At 72.8% G+C, this 15454-nt stretch carries 13 protein-coding genes; 4 read left to right on the top strand and 9 right to left on the bottom strand.

The genetic code is table 11. The features are described 5' to 3' along the window. Positions 1-72: 72 nt before the first annotated feature. From IE118_RS06115 to IE118_RS06095, 5 genes are all read right to left on the bottom strand, one after another. A complete protein-coding gene (locus IE118_RS06115) occupies positions 73-1566 on the bottom strand; it encodes an SDR family NAD(P)-dependent oxidoreductase (RefSeq protein ID WP_189556238.1) in 1494 nt (497 codons plus the stop codon). Between the two features lie 104 nt (positions 1567-1670). Next, the gene (locus tag IE118_RS06110; RefSeq protein WP_189556237.1) at positions 1671-3122 is read right to left on the bottom strand and encodes a wax ester/triacylglycerol synthase family O-acyltransferase; all 1452 of its coding nucleotides are present in this window, start codon (positions 3120-3122) and stop codon (positions 1671-1673) included. Between the two features lie 293 nt (positions 3123-3415). Further along, a complete protein-coding gene (gene glgC / locus IE118_RS06105) occupies positions 3416-4636 on the bottom strand; it encodes a glucose-1-phosphate adenylyltransferase (protein WP_189556236.1) in 1221 nt (406 codons plus the stop codon). 51 nt (positions 4637-4687) lie between these two features. Further along, positions 4688-5839 (bottom strand): glycogen synthase, encoded by a 1152-nt coding sequence (glgA, locus tag IE118_RS06100; protein WP_189556235.1) that lies wholly within the window; start codon positions 5837-5839, stop codon positions 4688-4690. Positions 5840-5876: 37 nt separating this feature from the next. Next, positions 5877-6611, bottom strand: a complete 735-nt coding sequence (locus IE118_RS06095; protein WP_189556953.1) for a (2Fe-2S)-binding protein — start codon at positions 6609-6611, stop codon at positions 5877-5879. A gap of 228 nt (positions 6612-6839) precedes the next feature. Between IE118_RS06095 and IE118_RS06090 the strand changes: the two genes are divergently transcribed. Next, positions 6840-8066, top strand: coding sequence for a DMT family transporter (locus IE118_RS06090; protein WP_189556234.1), 1227 nt, complete (start codon positions 6840-6842; stop codon positions 8064-8066). On the opposite strand, the gene IE118_RS06085 is transcribed toward IE118_RS06090, so the two are convergent. After that, complete coding sequence (locus IE118_RS06085; protein WP_189556233.1) at positions 8056-9339, bottom strand: transglycosylase family protein; 1284 nt, start codon at positions 9337-9339, stop codon at positions 8056-8058. The two genes, IE118_RS06090 and IE118_RS06085, sit on opposite strands and share 11 nt — an antisense overlap. Positions 9340-9735: 396 nt before the next feature. Here IE118_RS06085 and gnd point away from each other — a divergent pair, with 396 nt between their 5' ends. Further along, positions 9736-11175, top strand: a complete 1440-nt coding sequence (gene gnd / locus IE118_RS06080; protein ID WP_189556232.1) for an NADP-dependent phosphogluconate dehydrogenase — start codon at positions 9736-9738, stop codon at positions 11173-11175. Between the two features lie 526 nt (positions 11176-11701). Here the strand turns inward: gnd and IE118_RS06075 are convergent. Genes IE118_RS06075 through panD form a run of 3 tightly spaced genes read right to left on the bottom strand, consistent with a single transcriptional unit; the run spans position 11702 to position 13163 of the window. Beyond that, positions 11702-12337 carry an aspartate/glutamate racemase family protein gene (locus IE118_RS06075; RefSeq protein WP_189556231.1) on the bottom strand — a complete coding sequence of 212 codons (636 nt, stop codon included), beginning with the start codon at positions 12335-12337 and terminating at the stop codon, positions 11702-11704. A 20-nt stretch (positions 12338-12357) separates the two neighbouring features. Further along, positions 12358-12702, bottom strand: coding sequence for a GNAT family N-acetyltransferase (locus IE118_RS06070; RefSeq protein ID WP_189556230.1), 345 nt, complete (start codon positions 12700-12702; stop codon positions 12358-12360). 38 nt (positions 12703-12740) lie between these two features. Further along, positions 12741-13163, bottom strand: coding sequence for an aspartate 1-decarboxylase (gene panD / locus IE118_RS06065; protein ID WP_189556229.1), 423 nt, complete (start codon positions 13161-13163; stop codon positions 12741-12743). 586 nt (positions 13164-13749) lie between these two features. Between panD and IE118_RS06060 the strand changes: the two genes are divergently transcribed. Both IE118_RS06060 and IE118_RS06055 read left to right on the top strand, forming a co-directional pair. After that, the gene (locus IE118_RS06060; RefSeq protein ID WP_189556228.1) at positions 13750-14001 is read left to right on the top strand and encodes a helix-turn-helix domain-containing protein; all 252 of its coding nucleotides are present in this window, start codon (positions 13750-13752) and stop codon (positions 13999-14001) included. 233 nt (positions 14002-14234) lie between these two features. Then, positions 14235-15410 carry a serine/threonine-protein kinase gene (locus IE118_RS06055; RefSeq protein ID WP_189556227.1) on the top strand — a complete coding sequence of 392 codons (1176 nt, stop codon included), beginning with the start codon at positions 14235-14237 and terminating at the stop codon, positions 15408-15410. The last annotated feature ends 44 nt before the right edge of the window (positions 15411-15454 follow it).

Here is a 15454-nt window from a genome sequence, read left to right as displayed (position 1 = left end):
GTCCGCTGCCGCCGGAGCCGAGCGCCGCGCGGCCGGAGGCCATCGACCGACGGCCTCCGGGGTCCGCCGCCCTCACCACCGGCCGGGCGCGTAGTCCTTCATGAAGACGCCGTACAGGTCCTCGCCCGCCTCGCCGCGCACGATCGGGTCGTAGACCCGGGCCGCGCCGTCGACCAGGTCGAGCGGGGCGTGGAAACCCGCGTCGGCGAGGCGCAGCTTGTCGAAGTGGGGGCGCTCGTCGGTGATCCAGCCGGTGTCGACCGAGGTCATCAGGATGCGGTCGGTGTCGAACATCTCCTGGGCGCTGGTCCGCGTCACCATGTTCATGGCCGCCTTGGCCGCGTTGGTGTTGGGGTGCCCGGCCCCCTTGTAGCCGCGGTCGAACACGCCTTCCATGGCGGAGACGTTGACGACGTAGGCGCGCCCGGCGGCGGCCCGGCGGGCCGCCTCGGCCATGGCCGGACGGAGCTTGCTGATGAGGATGAACGGCGCCGTGTAGTTGCACAGCTGGGTCTCCAGCAGCTCCACCGGGGAGATCTGCTCGATGGTCTGCACCCAGGTGTTGGAGTCGACGACGTCGGGGAGCAGGCCGCCCGCGTCGATGGCGGTGCCGTCCCGGTGCCGGACCACGCTGGCGTTGCCCGCGACCAGGGCGAGGTCGGCGACCTTCTGCGCGTCGAGACCGCTGGCCCCGACGGGCAGCGCGGTCAGTCCGTCGACGGCGCCGGAGTTGAAGGCGCCGATGACGTGGTGGGCGGGCAGCTCACCGGCGGGCAGCGGGGCGCTCTCGCCCTCGACGAGCGCCGCGTACGCGGACGGCAGCCGGCGCACGGTCTGGGTGGCGTTGTTGATCAGGATGTCCAGCGGGCCCTGTTCGGCGACCTGGTCGGCGAGCGCGACGGCCTGGCCGGGGTCGCGCAGGTCGATTCCGACGACCTCCAGGCGGTGCATCCAGTCCCCGGAGTCGTCCATGGCCTTGAAGCGGCGGATGGCGTCCTTGGGGAACCGCGTGGTGATCGTGGTGTGGGCGCCGTCACGCAGCAGCCGCAGCGCGATGTACATGCCGATCTTGGCACGTCCGCCGGTGAGGAGCGCCCGCTTGCCGGTGAGGTCGGTGCGGGCGTCGCGCCGGGCCCGGTTCTCGGCGGCGCACTTCTGGCAGAGCTGGTGGTAGAAGTAGTCGACCTCGACGTAACGGGTCTTGCAGGTGTAGCAGGACCGCGGGCGCTGGAGTATTCCCGCGATCTTGCCGGGCTCGACCCGGGAGGAGGGCAGGATGCCCTCGGTCTCGTCGTCGATGCGCTCGGCGGAGCCGGTGGCGGTGGCCTCGGTGACGGCCTTGTCGTGGGCGGTCTTCGCGGCGCGGCGTTCCTGGCGGCGGCGCTGCTTCACCGTGCGGTAGATGTGCGAGGTGGCCCGGCGGACCAGGATCGCGTCCGGGTGGTCGACGTCGAGCTTGTCGAGTTCCTCGAGCACGCCGAGGCAGACGGCGAGCCGTTCCGGGTCGATGCCGGGCCCGTATGCCACCGCGTCCGTGGCCTCGGGGCCGTCCTGTGTCACCGTCATCGCCGCTGCCGTTTCCCGCTCTGCTTCTCGCGGCGCTCCGTTCGCATCCGCTGTCGAACGGGGGATTTTACGGAGCGCCCGGCCGGAGCGGCAAACCGCGACGCTCAGTGATCGCAGAGGGCGGTCAGCGTGGCCGCCTCCTCGGTCAGGGCATGGGCCAGCCGGTCGAGGTCGGGGACGGCCGCGCCGTCGGCGACGAGACCGTAGTGGACGCGGCCCCGGTACGTGGAGACCGCGACGGCGAGGGAGTGGCCGGGGGCGAGCGGCGCGAGCGGGAACACGGCGCCGAGCCGGTCGCCGCCGAGCCTGAGGCCGAAGCCGGGCAGCGGCACGCTGGTGACCAGGACGTCGAACCAGAGCCGGGCCGCCTGGCCGAGCAGCGGTCCGCCGAGCCGGTGGCCGAGCGGCGGCACGTGGTCGGCGAGCAGGGCGACGGCGCCGGCGCCCCGGTGCGGTCCCGCGTCCTTGTTGCGGTCCATGGCGGTGCGCACCTGGGTGAGCCGGGCCAGCGGGTCCCGTTCGTCGACGGGAAGCCTCATCAGGTAGCCGGAGAGCCGGTTGCCCTGGGGGTGGGCGGTGCGCGGCCGGCGCCGGGAGACGGGGATGAGGGCGCGCGGGGCGACGCCCTCGCTGCCGTCGCCGCGCTCGTCGAGCCAGCGGCGCAGCGCGCCGGCGACGACCGCGATGGTGACGTCGTTGACGGTGCCGCCGGCGCTCTTGCGGATGCGGTGGACGTCGTCGAGGTCGATCACGGCGCCGGCGGTGCGGCGGGTGCCGCTGGGGGCGCAGGCCAGCGCGGGCGAGGAGCGCATGTCGAGGGTGGAACGGGCGACGGCGGCGCCGATGTCCAGGGCGCGGCCCGCGTCGGAGAGGGCGTCCCGGAGGAGGGCGGGCACCTCGCGCACGTCGGGGAGCAGCCCGCGCGGAGGGGCGGTGGGGCGGGGCCGGGGCGCGGGCAGGTCCATCGGGTCCATCAGCGCGGCGGCCAGGGTGAGGGCGCGCAGCCCGTCGGCGAGGGCGTGGTGGAACTTGAACAGCACGGCGTAGGACAGACCGTCCTCCCCCGGCAGCACGTGCGCCTCCCAGGGCGGCCGGGTGCGTTCCAGCGGGCGGCCCATGAGGTGACCGGCGGCGGTGTGGAAGCAGGCGGCGGGGGGGTGCAGCCGGACGTGGTCGAGGGGGTCGAAGCCGGGGTCGGGCTCGCGGGTGGCGCCGCCGAAGGCGAGCGACCGGCGCACCGCCGAGGCGAACGGCTGCCGGAGCGCGGCGGCGAGCGACTGCCGGGGCGCTGCCGGCTGCCGCTCGCCGGGGCCCGGCAGCGTGTCCCGCAGCGCCTTCAGCGACTGGCGCAGGCCCAGCGGCTGCCAGGTGTCCCGGATGCGCATCCGCAGTCCGGGCACGGCGGCGGCCCGGGAGGCCAGCAGGTCCGCCGCGTGGGCCGCGGCGGAGGGCGAACCCGCGGAGAAGACGCCGAGCGCCGCGAGGTGCATGGGGTGACCGGCGGACTCGATGTTCCAGAACGCCAGATCGAGGGGGGCGAGCGGGTCTGCGGTCATGGGCGGGGCCTCAAGTCGTGACGGGAAAGGATCAGCAGTCAATCGCTCCCGGCCGATTACGGTCAAGTACGATCCGGCTACACATGGTTAACACCATGTGACGTCAGCGCCCCTCCCGCACGGCGGCGGAAGGGGCGGGACACGAGTGACCGGCGGCGACAGGCGGTGCCGGGACCGGGTGATCACCGCCGCACGGCGTCACGGACGCCACCCGGACGGACGCGGCCCGCCGGGGGGTGCCGTTCACCGTTCGGCCGCCCCGGGCCCCGGCGACGGCCCGCGGGCCGTCGCCGCTACGGCACCCGCTGGCCCTTGCCGAGCGCGATCACGCCGCCCTTGGACACCGTGTACAGCTCCGCGTCCCGCTCCGGATTGACGCCGATCGTCGCGCCGGGCGGCACCTCGACGTTCTTGTCGAGCACCGCCCCGCGCACCACGGCCCCCCGGCCGACGTGGACGTTGTCGTGCAGCACCGACCCCTGGACCACCGCGCCCGGGTCGATCACCACGCCCGGGGACAGCACGGACCGGGTGACCTGGCCCCGGATCAGGCAGCCCGCGCTGATGATCGACTCGCTCGCCATGCCGCCCGCGTTGAACCGGGCCGGCGAGAGCTGGCCGGAGGTGGTGTAGATGGGCCACTGCCGGTTGTAGAGGTTGAAGGCGGGCCGCTCGGCGATCAGGTCCATGTGCGCCTCGTAGTAGGCGTCCAGCGTGCCGACGTCCCGCCAGTAGCCCTGGTCGCGGCTGGTCTCACCGGGCACGTGGTTGGAGCTGAAGTCGTACAGGTGGGCCTCGCCCCGCTCGGTGAGCTGGGGCAGGATCGAACCGCCCATGTCGTGCACCGAGTTCTCGTCCTCGGCGTCCCGGTGCAGCGCCTCGACGAGCGCCTTGGTGGTGAAGAGGTAGTTGCCCATCGAGGCGAACACGCATTCGGGGTCGTCGGCGAGACCCGGCGGGTCGGCGGGCTTCTCGAGGAAGCCCTCCACGCTCACCCCGTCCGAGCCCGGGGTGATCACCCCGAAGGCGGAGGACTCCGAGCGCGGGACCCGTATCCCGGCGACCGTGACCCCGGCGCCGCTCTCGATGTGCTGGGCGAGCATCTGGCGCGGGTCCATGCGGTACACGTGGTCGGCGCCGAACACCGCCACGTACTCGGGTTGTTCGTCGTGGACCAGGTTCAGCGACTGCAGGATGGCGTCGGCGCTGCCCAGGTACCAGCGCGGGCCGAGGCGCTGCTGGGCGGGGACCGGGGTGACGTAGTTGCCGAGCAGGCTGGACATCCGCCAGGTGGTGGTGATGTGCCGGTCCAGCGAGTGCGACTTGTACTGCGTGAGCACGCAGACGCGCAGGATGTCGCCGTTGACCAGGTTGGACAGCACGAAGTCGACCAGCCGGTAGGTGCCGCCGAAGGTGACCGCCGGTTTGGCACGGTCCGCCGTGAGGGGCATCAGGCGTTTGCCCTCGCCGCCCGCCAGCACGATTCCCAGGACCGAAGGCCCACCACGACGCATGGCCGCTCCCCTCACGCCGAATCTTCCCAAGACTGCCCCGGACGCGCGGGACTAAGCCTGTTTGCGGACCTCCTCGTAGAGTCGGACCGTCCGCCGGGCCACGGCGTCCCAGCCGAACTCCGTGACCGCGCGCTCCCGTCCCGCCTCGCCCATCCGGCGTGCCGCGGCCGGGTCGCCGAGCACCGCGTCGAGTGCCCGCGCCAGGCCCGCCTCGAAGTCGTCGTCCGCGTCCACGAGTACCCCCGTGGAGCCGTCCGCCACGACTTCCGGGATGCCGCCGACCCGGGAGGCGACCACCGCGGTGCCGCACGCCATGGCCTCCAGGTTGACGATGCCGAGCGGCTCGTACACCGACGGGCACACGAACACGGCGGCGTGGGTGAGCAGCTGGATCACCTCGGGGCGCGGGAGCATCTGCGGAATCCAGTGGACGCCCTCGCGGACCCGGCTGAGGTCCTCGTACAGCTCGCGGAACTCCCGGTCGATCTCCGGGGTGTCCGGGGCGCCGGCGCACAGCACGACCTGGGCGGCGGGGTCGATGCCGCGCACCGCCCGCAGCAGGTGGGGCACGCCCTTCTGCCGGGTGATGCGGCCGACGAACAGCACATAAGGGCGGGAGCGGTCCAGTCCGATCCGGTCCAGGGCGTCGGTGCCGGGATCGGGGCGGTACAGAGCGGTGTCGATGCCGTTGTGCACGACGTGCACCCGGGCCGGGTCGAGGGCGGGGTAGCAGCCGAGGATGTCCTTGCGCATGGCCGACGACACGGCGATCACGGCGTCGGCGCCCTCGACCGCGGTGCGCTCGGCCCAGCTCGACAGGGCGTATCCGCCGCCGAGCTGCTCCGCCTTCCAGGGGCGCAGCGGCTCCAGCGAGTGGGCGGTCATCACGTGCGGGATGCCGTACAGCAGCTTGGCGAGGTGACCGCCGAGGTTGGCGTACCAGGTGTGGGAGTGGACGAGTTCGCGGCCCTGGAGGGCGGCGGTCATGGCGAGGTCCACGGAGAAGGTGCGCAGCGCGTCGTTGGCGCCGTCGAGCGCGGACCAGGAGCGGTGGCGCAGCACACCGTCGGTCCGGCCCTCGCCCCAGCAGTGCACCTCCAGGTCGACCAGGGGCCGCAGCTCCCGGGCGAGGAACTCCACATGCACTCCGGCGCCGCCGTACACGTCCGGGGGGTACTCCCGGGTCAGCAGTCCCACTCGCACCCGTGAACCCCCTGTCTGCGCGGACTTTGTTCCATGGTCACCCAGATGGGGCGCGTGGGGAAGAGCGGGGCGGCCGTACGAAGCAACAGTCACCGCAGACGCCCCCGCCGGGCACCCGGTAGTACAGACAGCAGCTGCGGCGCCGGAAGGCGGTTCCGGTCAGGGTCCCGGCCCCGGCGAGCGACGGGTCGCTGAGCAGTTCACGGGCGAGGCGGCCGGCCCGGTCGGCGACGTCCGTGCGGCCGTGGCGGCGCCCCCAGCGGTCCAGTTCCCGGGCGGCGCCGGCCAGTGCGGAGGCGGCGTTGCCGCGCAGCAGGCCGGGGGCGAGACGGTGGCGGGAGCGCAGGGCGGCGGCGAGGGGGTCGAGGTGACCGCGCAGCACCAGGCGGGCGAGTGTCGCCGCGTCACCGGGCAGCGGCCGCGCCTCGGCCGCCCACAGGTCGTCGGGGGCGCCGGCTTCCGGGTCCCAGTGCAGGAGGTGCGGGGCGAGGTCGGGGACGGTGCCGCAGAGGGCGGCGGAGCCGAGGGTCACCGACCACAGGCGCGCGGCGAGCCCCTGGTGGGCCACCGAGGCGGCGACCCGCGCCTCGGCGTCCAGCGCGCCGGCGACCCGGCGGATCCGCACGGCCAGCACGTCGTCGTGAACGCCCGGGCGTGCGGGGCCGTATGCGTGGGCGAGCGTGGGCAGGGCGGGGTCGGCCGCTCCCGCCGGGCGCAGGACGAAGAAGCCACCGATGCGGTGAAGGGCGGTGAGGGCGGGGTCGAGGTCCACGACGTGCAGTAGTACCAAGTCCCCTAGGGGTGGCATCCAGGGGGTCTCCACCGCGGGACACCCACCCAGGGGATGACGGGGGCGTCGCCGTACTCCATCGGCAGTAGGACCGATTGGGTGCTCAGGGACGACGACGGGAACAGTCCGGCACGGCATGGTGTTGGTTATGGAAGCCGACCGTTCGCCGCGCCGGGCCCACCGCTCCGGCCTCACGCAGAGGAGCAGCCGATGAGCGCCCTCGCGTTGTCCGTGCTGCTGTCGTTCGTGTCCGCCGTGGCGTACGCCGGCGGAGCGATCGTGCAGGAGCAGGTCGCGGTGTCCTCCCCCGGAGCGCAGCAGTACGCGCCGCTGCGCCGTCCGGGCTGGTGGGCGGCGGTCGCGCTGAACGGACTGGGCGGACTGCTGCACGTGGTGGCGCTGGCCTACGGCCCGCTGAGCCTGGTCCAGCCGCTGGGCGCCCTGACCATCGTGTTCGCGCTGCCCATGGCCGCGCTGTTCGTGGGCCGCAGGGCCGGGGCGACCGCGTGGCGGGGCGCCCTCATGGCGACGGTGGGCCTCGCCGGTCTGCTCTCGCTGGTCGGTTCGGCCGAGGCGCAGTCGCTGGACACCGCGCAGCGGGTGGCCGCGGCGCTGGGGACGGCCGTGGCGATCGCGGCGCTGATGGTCGCGGCGCGGGCGGCGTGCCGGCACCCGGCGGTGCGCAGCATCCTGCTGGCGACGGCGTCCGGTGTCGCGTTCGGCATGTCCTCGGTGTTCACCAAGACCGTCGCGGTCGACTGGACCGGCGGGGTCTCGGCGGCGAACCTGCCGTCCCTCGCGGTGATCGGTGTGCTGGCCACGGCCGGCATGCTGCTCTCCCAGGCCTCCTACCGGGGTGCGGGCCTCGCGGCCCCGCTGGCCACGCTGACCGTGGTCAACCCGGTGGTGGCGGCCGCGGTCGGCATCACGATGTTCGGCGAGACCTTCCGTTACGGCACGACGGGCACGGTGCTCGCCCTGAGCTGCGGTGTGGTCGCGGCGGGCGGACTGATCCTGCTCACGACGGAGCGGCTGGCGCGCGAGCAGCAGGAGGCGGCCGACGCGGTGCGCTCCGGGGCCGACGTCACGGCCGGGGCTGACCTCGTCGCCGGGGCCGGCGTCGTGTCCGGTGCGGACGTCGTGTCCGGAGCCGGGCCGGTGGAGGTTCCCGCGGCCCGCTCCGACGCCGGATCCGGCGGGTGGGACGGCGCGGAGGCCGGTGGGCGGCCGACGGCGGACCCCGCCGAGCTGCTGCTGGCCGAACTGACGCTCCCCGAGGACGTGCGGCTCCCGGCCCTGCGCGGGCCGGCGCCGGACGACCGGCCCGACGACGTGGGCCCGGCACTGGTGCCGCTGGTGTCGTACGCGCCCTTCTACGGCGGCCCGTACGTGCCGGTGCCGGTGGCGGACCGGCACCGGGCACGCGTCAAATCCTGACGCCGCCCGCCCGCAGGTAGGCGATCGGGTCGATGTCCGAGCCGAAGCCGGGTCCGGTCCGCACCTCGAAGTGCAGGTGCGGGCCCGAGCTGTTCCCGGTCGACCCGGAGCGTCCGATGCGCTGGCCCGCGCCGACGGACTGACCGTCCTTGACGGAGATCGCCGACAGGTGCGCGTACTGGCTGAAGCGGCCGTCGGTGTGCCGGACCACCACCTGGTAGCCGAACGAGCCCTCCCAGCCCGCGCTCACCACCGTGCCGGCTCCGATCGACTTCACGGTCGTGCCGGTGGGCACGGGGAAGTCCACTCCGGTGTGGTAGCCCTTCGACCAGGCGGATCCGGCCTTGTGGTACGGCGTGCCGAGGGCGCCGCTGACGGGCGCGACCCGTCCGGTGCCGGTCTTGACGGAGCGGTCGGCGCGGTTCTCGGTGCGCTTCTCGGTGCGGTTCTCGGACTGCTTGGCCGGTTTCTTCTTCTGTGTCTTCTGCTCCGCCCTGGTGTCCGGCTTCTGGGCGGCCGGTTTCTGGGCGGCCGGCTTCTTCTTCGCGGGCGCCGTGGGTGCCCCGGCCGTCCCGCCGGAGAGGGAGAGGCGCTGGCCCGGCACGATGAGATCGGGGTCGGCGCCGATGGTCGAGCGGTTGGCGTCGTACAGGCCCCGCCAGCCGCCGCGCAGCCGCTCGTCCTCGGCGATGCCGGAGAGCGTGTCGCCGCTCACCACGATGTACATCTCGGCGCGGCCGGCCCGGGACTGCGGCGTGGTGTGCGGTTTGACGTCCTCGACGGAGGGCCGGTCGGCCTTCCTCCCGCCGCTCCGCTCGCCCTGCGTGCTCTTCGCACTCTTCGTGTTCTTCGTGCTCTTCGGGCCGGCGGCCGGCTGGATGTCGGGGGTGTCGCCGCCCCGGGTCAGTCCGGCGCGCACCGAACAGACCGGCCAGGCGCCCGGCCCCTGTCCGTCCAGTACCTTCTCGGCCACGGCGATCTGCTGGTCCTTGGTGGCCAGATCCGCACGCGGCGCGTACCGGGCGCCGCCGAAGGCCTCCCAGGTGGACTGGCTGAACTGGAGCCCGCCGTAGTACCCGTTGCCGGTGTTGATGTCCCAGTCACTGGTGGACTCGCAGGCGGCGACCTTGTCCCAGGTCTCCACGTCGGCGGCCTGGGCGGCGCCGGTGCCCATCAGCGGCAGCGCCATTCCGGCACCGCCCGCGGTGACGGTGAGCGAAGCCCGGTTGATCCTGTTCGGCTGATACCGGCGGTGCCGGCCGCGCACGGCCATGGAATCCCCCTCGACAATGCGTCAGGAGGGGCAAAAGTAAGCGCTGCGAACTGGCCGTGACAAGGCGGCTATCAGCCGCACGGATGCGCCACATGGCCGGGAGCTTTCGCCCGTTGCGCCCCCGTTGCCGCCCGGTGGGGCGTGTGCGCGGGCGGGTGTGTCCGTCCGCTGGGGCGCGCGCGTGCGTGCGCCGGTCCGGCGCACCGGGCGGTGCGGCTGAGTAAGGGGGGTGCCTTCGCCCGTATGTGCCTGCGCGGTGTCCCGGCGACCCGCGCATGCACCCGCGGGTGCGGCACGCCAGGATGGTCGGTGGCACGACGGGGACGCGCCGACCGGCAAACCGGCGCACCGGCAGTACCGGCAGTACCGATACCGAAGTCACTAGGAGCCACCCCAATGAGCAGTTCAGCGCAGATCGGCGTCACGGGACTCGCGGTCATGGGCCGCAACCTCGCGCGCAACTTCGCCCGCAACGGCTACACGGTCGCGGTGCACAACCGGACGGCGACGCGCACGCACGCGCTGGTGGAGGAGTTCGGGCACGAGGGCGGCTTCGTGGCGGCGGAGACGGCGAAAGAGTTCGTGGCGGCGCTGGAGCGTCCGCGGCGGCTGGTCGTCATGGTGAAGGCCGGTGAGCCGACGGACGCGGTGATCGAGGAGTTCGCGCCCCTGCTGGAGCCCGGCGACATGATCATCGACGGTGGCAACGCGCACTTCGCCGACACCCGGCGGCGGGAGAAGGCCCTGCGCGAGCAGGGCATCCACTTCGTCGGCATGGGCGTCTCCGGCGGTGAGGAGGGCGCGCTGAACGGGCCGAGCATCATGCCGGGCGGCCCGAAGGAGTCGTACGACTCGCTCGGTCCGATGCTGGAGAGGATCTCCGCCAAGGCGGCCGACGGCACGCCCTGTGTGACGCACGTCGGCCCGGACGGCGCCGGTCACTTCGTGAAGATGGTGCACAACGGCATCGAGTACGCCGACATGCAGCTCATCGGTGAGGCGTACCAGTTGCTGCGTGACGTGGCCGGGTACTCCCCCGCGCAGATCGCGGAGATCTTCCGCACCTGGAACACCGGCCGGCTCGACTCGTACCTGATCGAGATCACGGCCGAGGTGCTGTCGCACGTGGACGCGGCGACGGGCGAGCCGTTCGTGGACGTGGTCGTGGACCAGGCGGAGCAGAAGGGCACCGGGCGCTGGACGGTGCAGATCGCGCTGGACCTGGGCGTGCCGGTGTCCGGCATCGCCGAGGCCGTGTTCGCCCGCTCGCTGTCGGGCCACGCGGCGCTGCGCGAGGCCTCGCGCGGGCTGGCCGGCCCGAAGGCGGCGCCGCTCGGCGAGTCGGAGGCGGCGGCGTTCGCGGACCGGGTGGAGCAGGCGCTGTACGCGTCGAAGATCGTGTCGTACACGCAGGGCTTCCACGAGGTCGCCGCGGGCAGCGAGGAGTACGGCTGGGACATCGACCTCGGCGCGGTCTCCGCGATCTGGCGCGGCGGCTGCATCATCCGGGCGGCCTTCCTGGACCGCATCCGCGCCGCCTACGACGCCCGCGCCGACCTGCCGAGCCTGCTCTCCGACGAGACCTTCGCCCGGGAGATCGCCGACGCGCAGGACGACTGGCGGGAGGTGCTGATCGCGGCGACCCGTCAGGGCGTGCCGACGCCCGGTTTCGCCGCGGCCCTCGCCTACTACGACGCCCTCCGCGCGGAGCGCCTGCCGGCCGCGCTCACGCAGGGCCAGCGCGACTACTTCGGTGCGCACACCTACCGGCGCACGGACCGTGCCGGCTCGTTCCACACGCTGTGGGGCGGTGACCGTACGGAGGTGACGGCGTAGTCGTCGCGTCCCCTGCCCCACCGGAGGGCGGTGGACGGCCCCGCGGGGTCGTCCACCGCCCTCGGTGCGTCCCGGGGTGTGCGGCCGCTCAGGTCAGGGGCGGGCCGGGTTCGGGGTCCGGGGTCGGTTCGGGGCCCGGCGGGATCGGGGAGGGGGACGGCTCGGGCGGTCCCGGGTGCGGCGGGGGCGGCCCCGGTGGCGCGGGCGTCGGTTCCGGTCCGGGGCCCGGCGGCGGTGGGGTCGGTGCGGGGCCCGGGCCTGGAGGGGGTTCCGGAGGCGGCACCGGGTCGGGGAAGGGGTCCCGGTGCGAGGGGTCCGGGCCGCCGGGGGCCGGTCCGGGAGTGGGGCCCGGGGGGACGGGGTCCGGGTACGGGTTCGTCATGGCTCGTGTCCTCCGGCCAGTGGGTCGGCGTCGGCTCTGGACTACTCCCCCGCATACCCGACGGCGGTGGCTCCAGTCACCCGCCCGTGTGAGGGCCGCGGGGCCGGACGGCGCACCGCCGCCGTCGCCGCCGGGACGGTGTCGCTACAGACGGCCGGCCGTCACCGCCGCGGCGAGCCCCGGCCGGGGGCTGGACAGCACGGGGACCGGCGTGGTGGTGAGCGGCGCGGCCGGGGCCATGGACGCCTGGGCGAGGACGATGACGTCCGCGCCGGTGACCTCGTCGGCCGCGCGGGCGACCCGGCGCACGTAGCCCGCCTCGTCGCCCGCTTCGAAGCGCTCCCAGGCTCCCTCGACCGGCACGGTCCGCACGTCGACGGACCGCCGGGCCCGGCCGGCCTCCTCGTCGATCAGGGCGACCGTCGGCCCCAGCGTGCTCTCCAGCGCGGCCAGCACGACCACCCGCGGCCCGGCGGCCACGGCCGCGCGGGCCATCGGCCGGTCGACGCGCAGCACCGGCACGCCCGCCTCGGGGGCGGCCGCTTCCGCGACCCGGCCGATGGTCGAGCAGGTGCACAGCACGGCCCGGGCGCCGGCGTCGACGGCCTCCCGCACCCGCGCCCGTACGGCATCGGCGACGGCGGCGGGACCCTCGACGCGGGCGCGTTCCAGCAGTTCCCCGGCGACGACGTGCCGCAGCCGGAGCCCGGGATGGTCCTCGTCACGCAGCCGGTCGAAGACGGCCACGTGAACGGGCGAGGTGTGCAGCAGCGCCAGCACGGAACGGTCGCCCCCCGCCCTCAGAACCGGCCGGGACGGGCCGCGAGCCACGCCTTCGCCGCCCGGATCAGTTCCGGGCCGGCCGCGGGAGCGTCGTCGGGGTGCCGTTCGGCCCACTTGGCGACGTAGGGGCAGAGCGGGGCGACGGCGCTGTCCTCGCGGGCGGCGAGGGAGTAGAGCTCGCGAGCGAGGGAGCCCGCGATGCCCTTGCCCTCGTGGGCGGGTTCCACGACGGTGTGCACCGGTACGAGCGCGCGCCCGGGGGCGTCGAGGACGAAGTACTCGATCCGCCCGGCGACCTCACCGTCCGCCACCGCCTCGAGCCTGCCCGCCGCCCGGTCGTCACGGATCTCGATGTCACCCATGGCTGTGCTCCCGCCTCGGTTGCCTCGCTGTGCGCAGGTCAGACCGTGCTCACGGCCTGCGGGCTGCGCTCCTGGTCCGACCCCGGCACCGGCTCGGACGGGTCGGCACCCAGGGCGACGACGCGGTTGTCGGCGTCCACGTGCACCACCCGGGGCTCCAGCGCCCGCGCCTCGGCGTCGGTGACCTGAGCGTAACTGATGATGATCACCAGATCGCCGGGGTGGACGAGGTGGGCCGCGGCCCCGTTGATCCCGACCACACCCGACCCGCGCTCCCCCTCGATGACGTACGTCTCGAGCCTGGACCCGTTGGTGATGTCGACGATGTGCACGAGCTCGCCGGGCAGCAGGTCCGCGGCGTCGAGCAGGTCGGCGTCGATCGTCACGGAGCCCACGTAGTGCAGGTCGGCCTGGGTGACGGTGGCGCGGTGGATCTTGGACTTGAACATTGTACGCAACATCGGGGCACTCCCACAAGTAGGCTCCCTGCCTGCGTTTTTGCAGGTCAAGGGCTGTTTCGACACCCTACAACGAGTCGCATGTTCGGGCAGCTGTCCCCAGCTTTTTCAGGACTCATGCTGACCACTTGCTGACTTTTCTGACGCCTCGTCAGGTGGCTGGAGGAGGGCTTCGCCCACTCTCGCGGACCCCGCCGTGACGACGGCCCAAGCCTACGCAGCACCCCCCGAAGGGCGTCCGTGATCACCGTCACGCGGACGGTCTGGACGGCAGTCAGGAGCGAAGGCACTCGACCGGAAGTCGGACCACGCACCGCCATGGGTCAGCCGGCCCAGGCCCCTCGCATCCCGTCTTCAAGGAGGAGGCGCCCACAGCTCCATGAACTTGAGTGGCGGAAGCAGCGCGGCAACATAGCGGCGGATCGCCGGTTAGCCAAACCGGCGATTCTCACGACCATGGCTGTGGCTCGTCCGGTGACTCTTGGCGGTGGCACAGGGCGGGCGTCAAGGACGTTTGGAATTCGGCCAGAGCAGAGCGCGAGCCGCTCCAGCGATCAGGCTCAGGCCAGCCTCAAGGAGCATCTTGCCCGTGGAACCGCAGTCGCACCCCGACCAGACCCGCACCGATATCGACTCGTCGCGCAGGCGCCGTAGCGTCGAGCCCGTCCTTATGGACACCTATGAGGTCGCTGCGATGCTCAATATGTCCACGAGCTGGGTCTATAGGGAGGCATCGAAACTGGGCTTGAAGGGCTACAAGCTCGGCCGAGGCAGGAACGCCAAGGTCCTTTACAAGAGGGCCGAGGTCTTCAAGTGGCTGGAGCAGCAGAAGATCCATTAGAAGCGGGCATTTTCTTGCCCGCCCCGGACTCACAGACACCCAGCAGTCGTCGACACAGCGGCTGCTGGAGATCAGAGTGCCCCGACTTCCTCACGGCCGGTTTCGGCTTGCATAGCGTTGCCCGGTGTCCTGATCAGGACGAAAGCACCTCAGGCTGACCTCTTGGCCGATTAGAGTGTGGCGGGCAAGAGCGCCGATCGGGTGAGGCGCGGTGGAAAGGTGAGTCGGTGCGGATGAGCGGGGTGCCCACGCGGATCGGCCGGTACACGGTGGCGCGGGAGCTCGGCTCGGGCGGGATGGGTGAGGTCTATCTCGCCTACACGCCCGCAGGTGATCCAGTCGCGGTGAAGGTGATTCGCAACGACAAGCTCGATCCGCTGACGCGTGCGCGCTTCGAGAAGGAGGCGTTGATCGCCCGCACGGTGATCGGCACGAACCGGGTGGCCCGCTTCCTGGACGCGGATCCTTACGCAGACCGGCCTTGGCTGGCCATGGAGTACGTGGCCGGTCGCACGCTGCTGGCCTGCGTGGACAGCGACGGTGTACTTCCGCTGCCGCTGGCGGCCAGCCTCGGGGCGTTGCTCGCCGAAGGCTTGTCGGCAGTCCACGCCGCGGGGTTGCTCCATCGAGACCTGAAGCCGCAGAACGTCATCCTGGGCGATGACGGCCCGATGATCATCGACTTCGGTCTGGGCGCGTTCATGGACTCCTCTCAGGAGACGCTGTCACACAGTGGCATGATCATCGGCACCGTCCGGTGCATGCCTCCGGAGCAGGCCGGCGGCCATCCACAGGTGTCACCCGCAGCAGATGTGTACGCGCTGGGCACGGTCCTGTTGTACGCGGCGGCCCGCCACTATCCGTACGACGGATCACGCTGGGAAGCAATCGCGGCACAAGTCACCAATCCCGAGATCGCTCCCGATCTCTCTGGTGTGCCTACGCCGCTGGTGCCCCTGCTGGAGTCGATGCTCGCCCACACGCCGGAGGAGCGGCCGACTCTGCCAGCGGTCTCCGAAGCGTGCGCGAGGGTCCTCTCGGACTCCGGAGTGACACCGGCGGCTGCCCGGCTCGCGCTGATCGCCCACACCAAGGGGGGCGAGGCTCCGTCGACCCCTGGTGAGCCTCCGACGGTGCCATTCGAGAAGCTCATCCCCAATCAGGTCGATCTTGTCGAGAACGGCGAACTCGTGAGCCCGCTCGACGACCCGCCGCGGGCTTCACAGGCCGAAGCCGACGAACCGGAGCGGGAGCCAGAAGAGCCTGAAGTTCTCCTGCCCAAGCCGACGCCGGGGTCCGGAAGACGGAGCGGCTCTCCAAAGGCCGGCGCGGCCAAGGGACGCCCCCTGGCGTCGAAGCGGATCGCGGACGAGCTGCGCGCGTTGTATGCCGCCGATCCCGTTCTGTGACTCCTGCGTTGACAGTGCTGGGTGAGAGTCTTTGTCGGAATGGC

It is taken from the genome of Streptomyces pilosus (genome assembly GCF_014649835.1).
Lineage (GTDB): Bacteria > Actinomycetota > Actinomycetes > Streptomycetales > Streptomycetaceae > Streptomyces > Streptomyces pilosus.
This window is presented reverse-complemented; position numbering and strand designations above follow the sequence as displayed.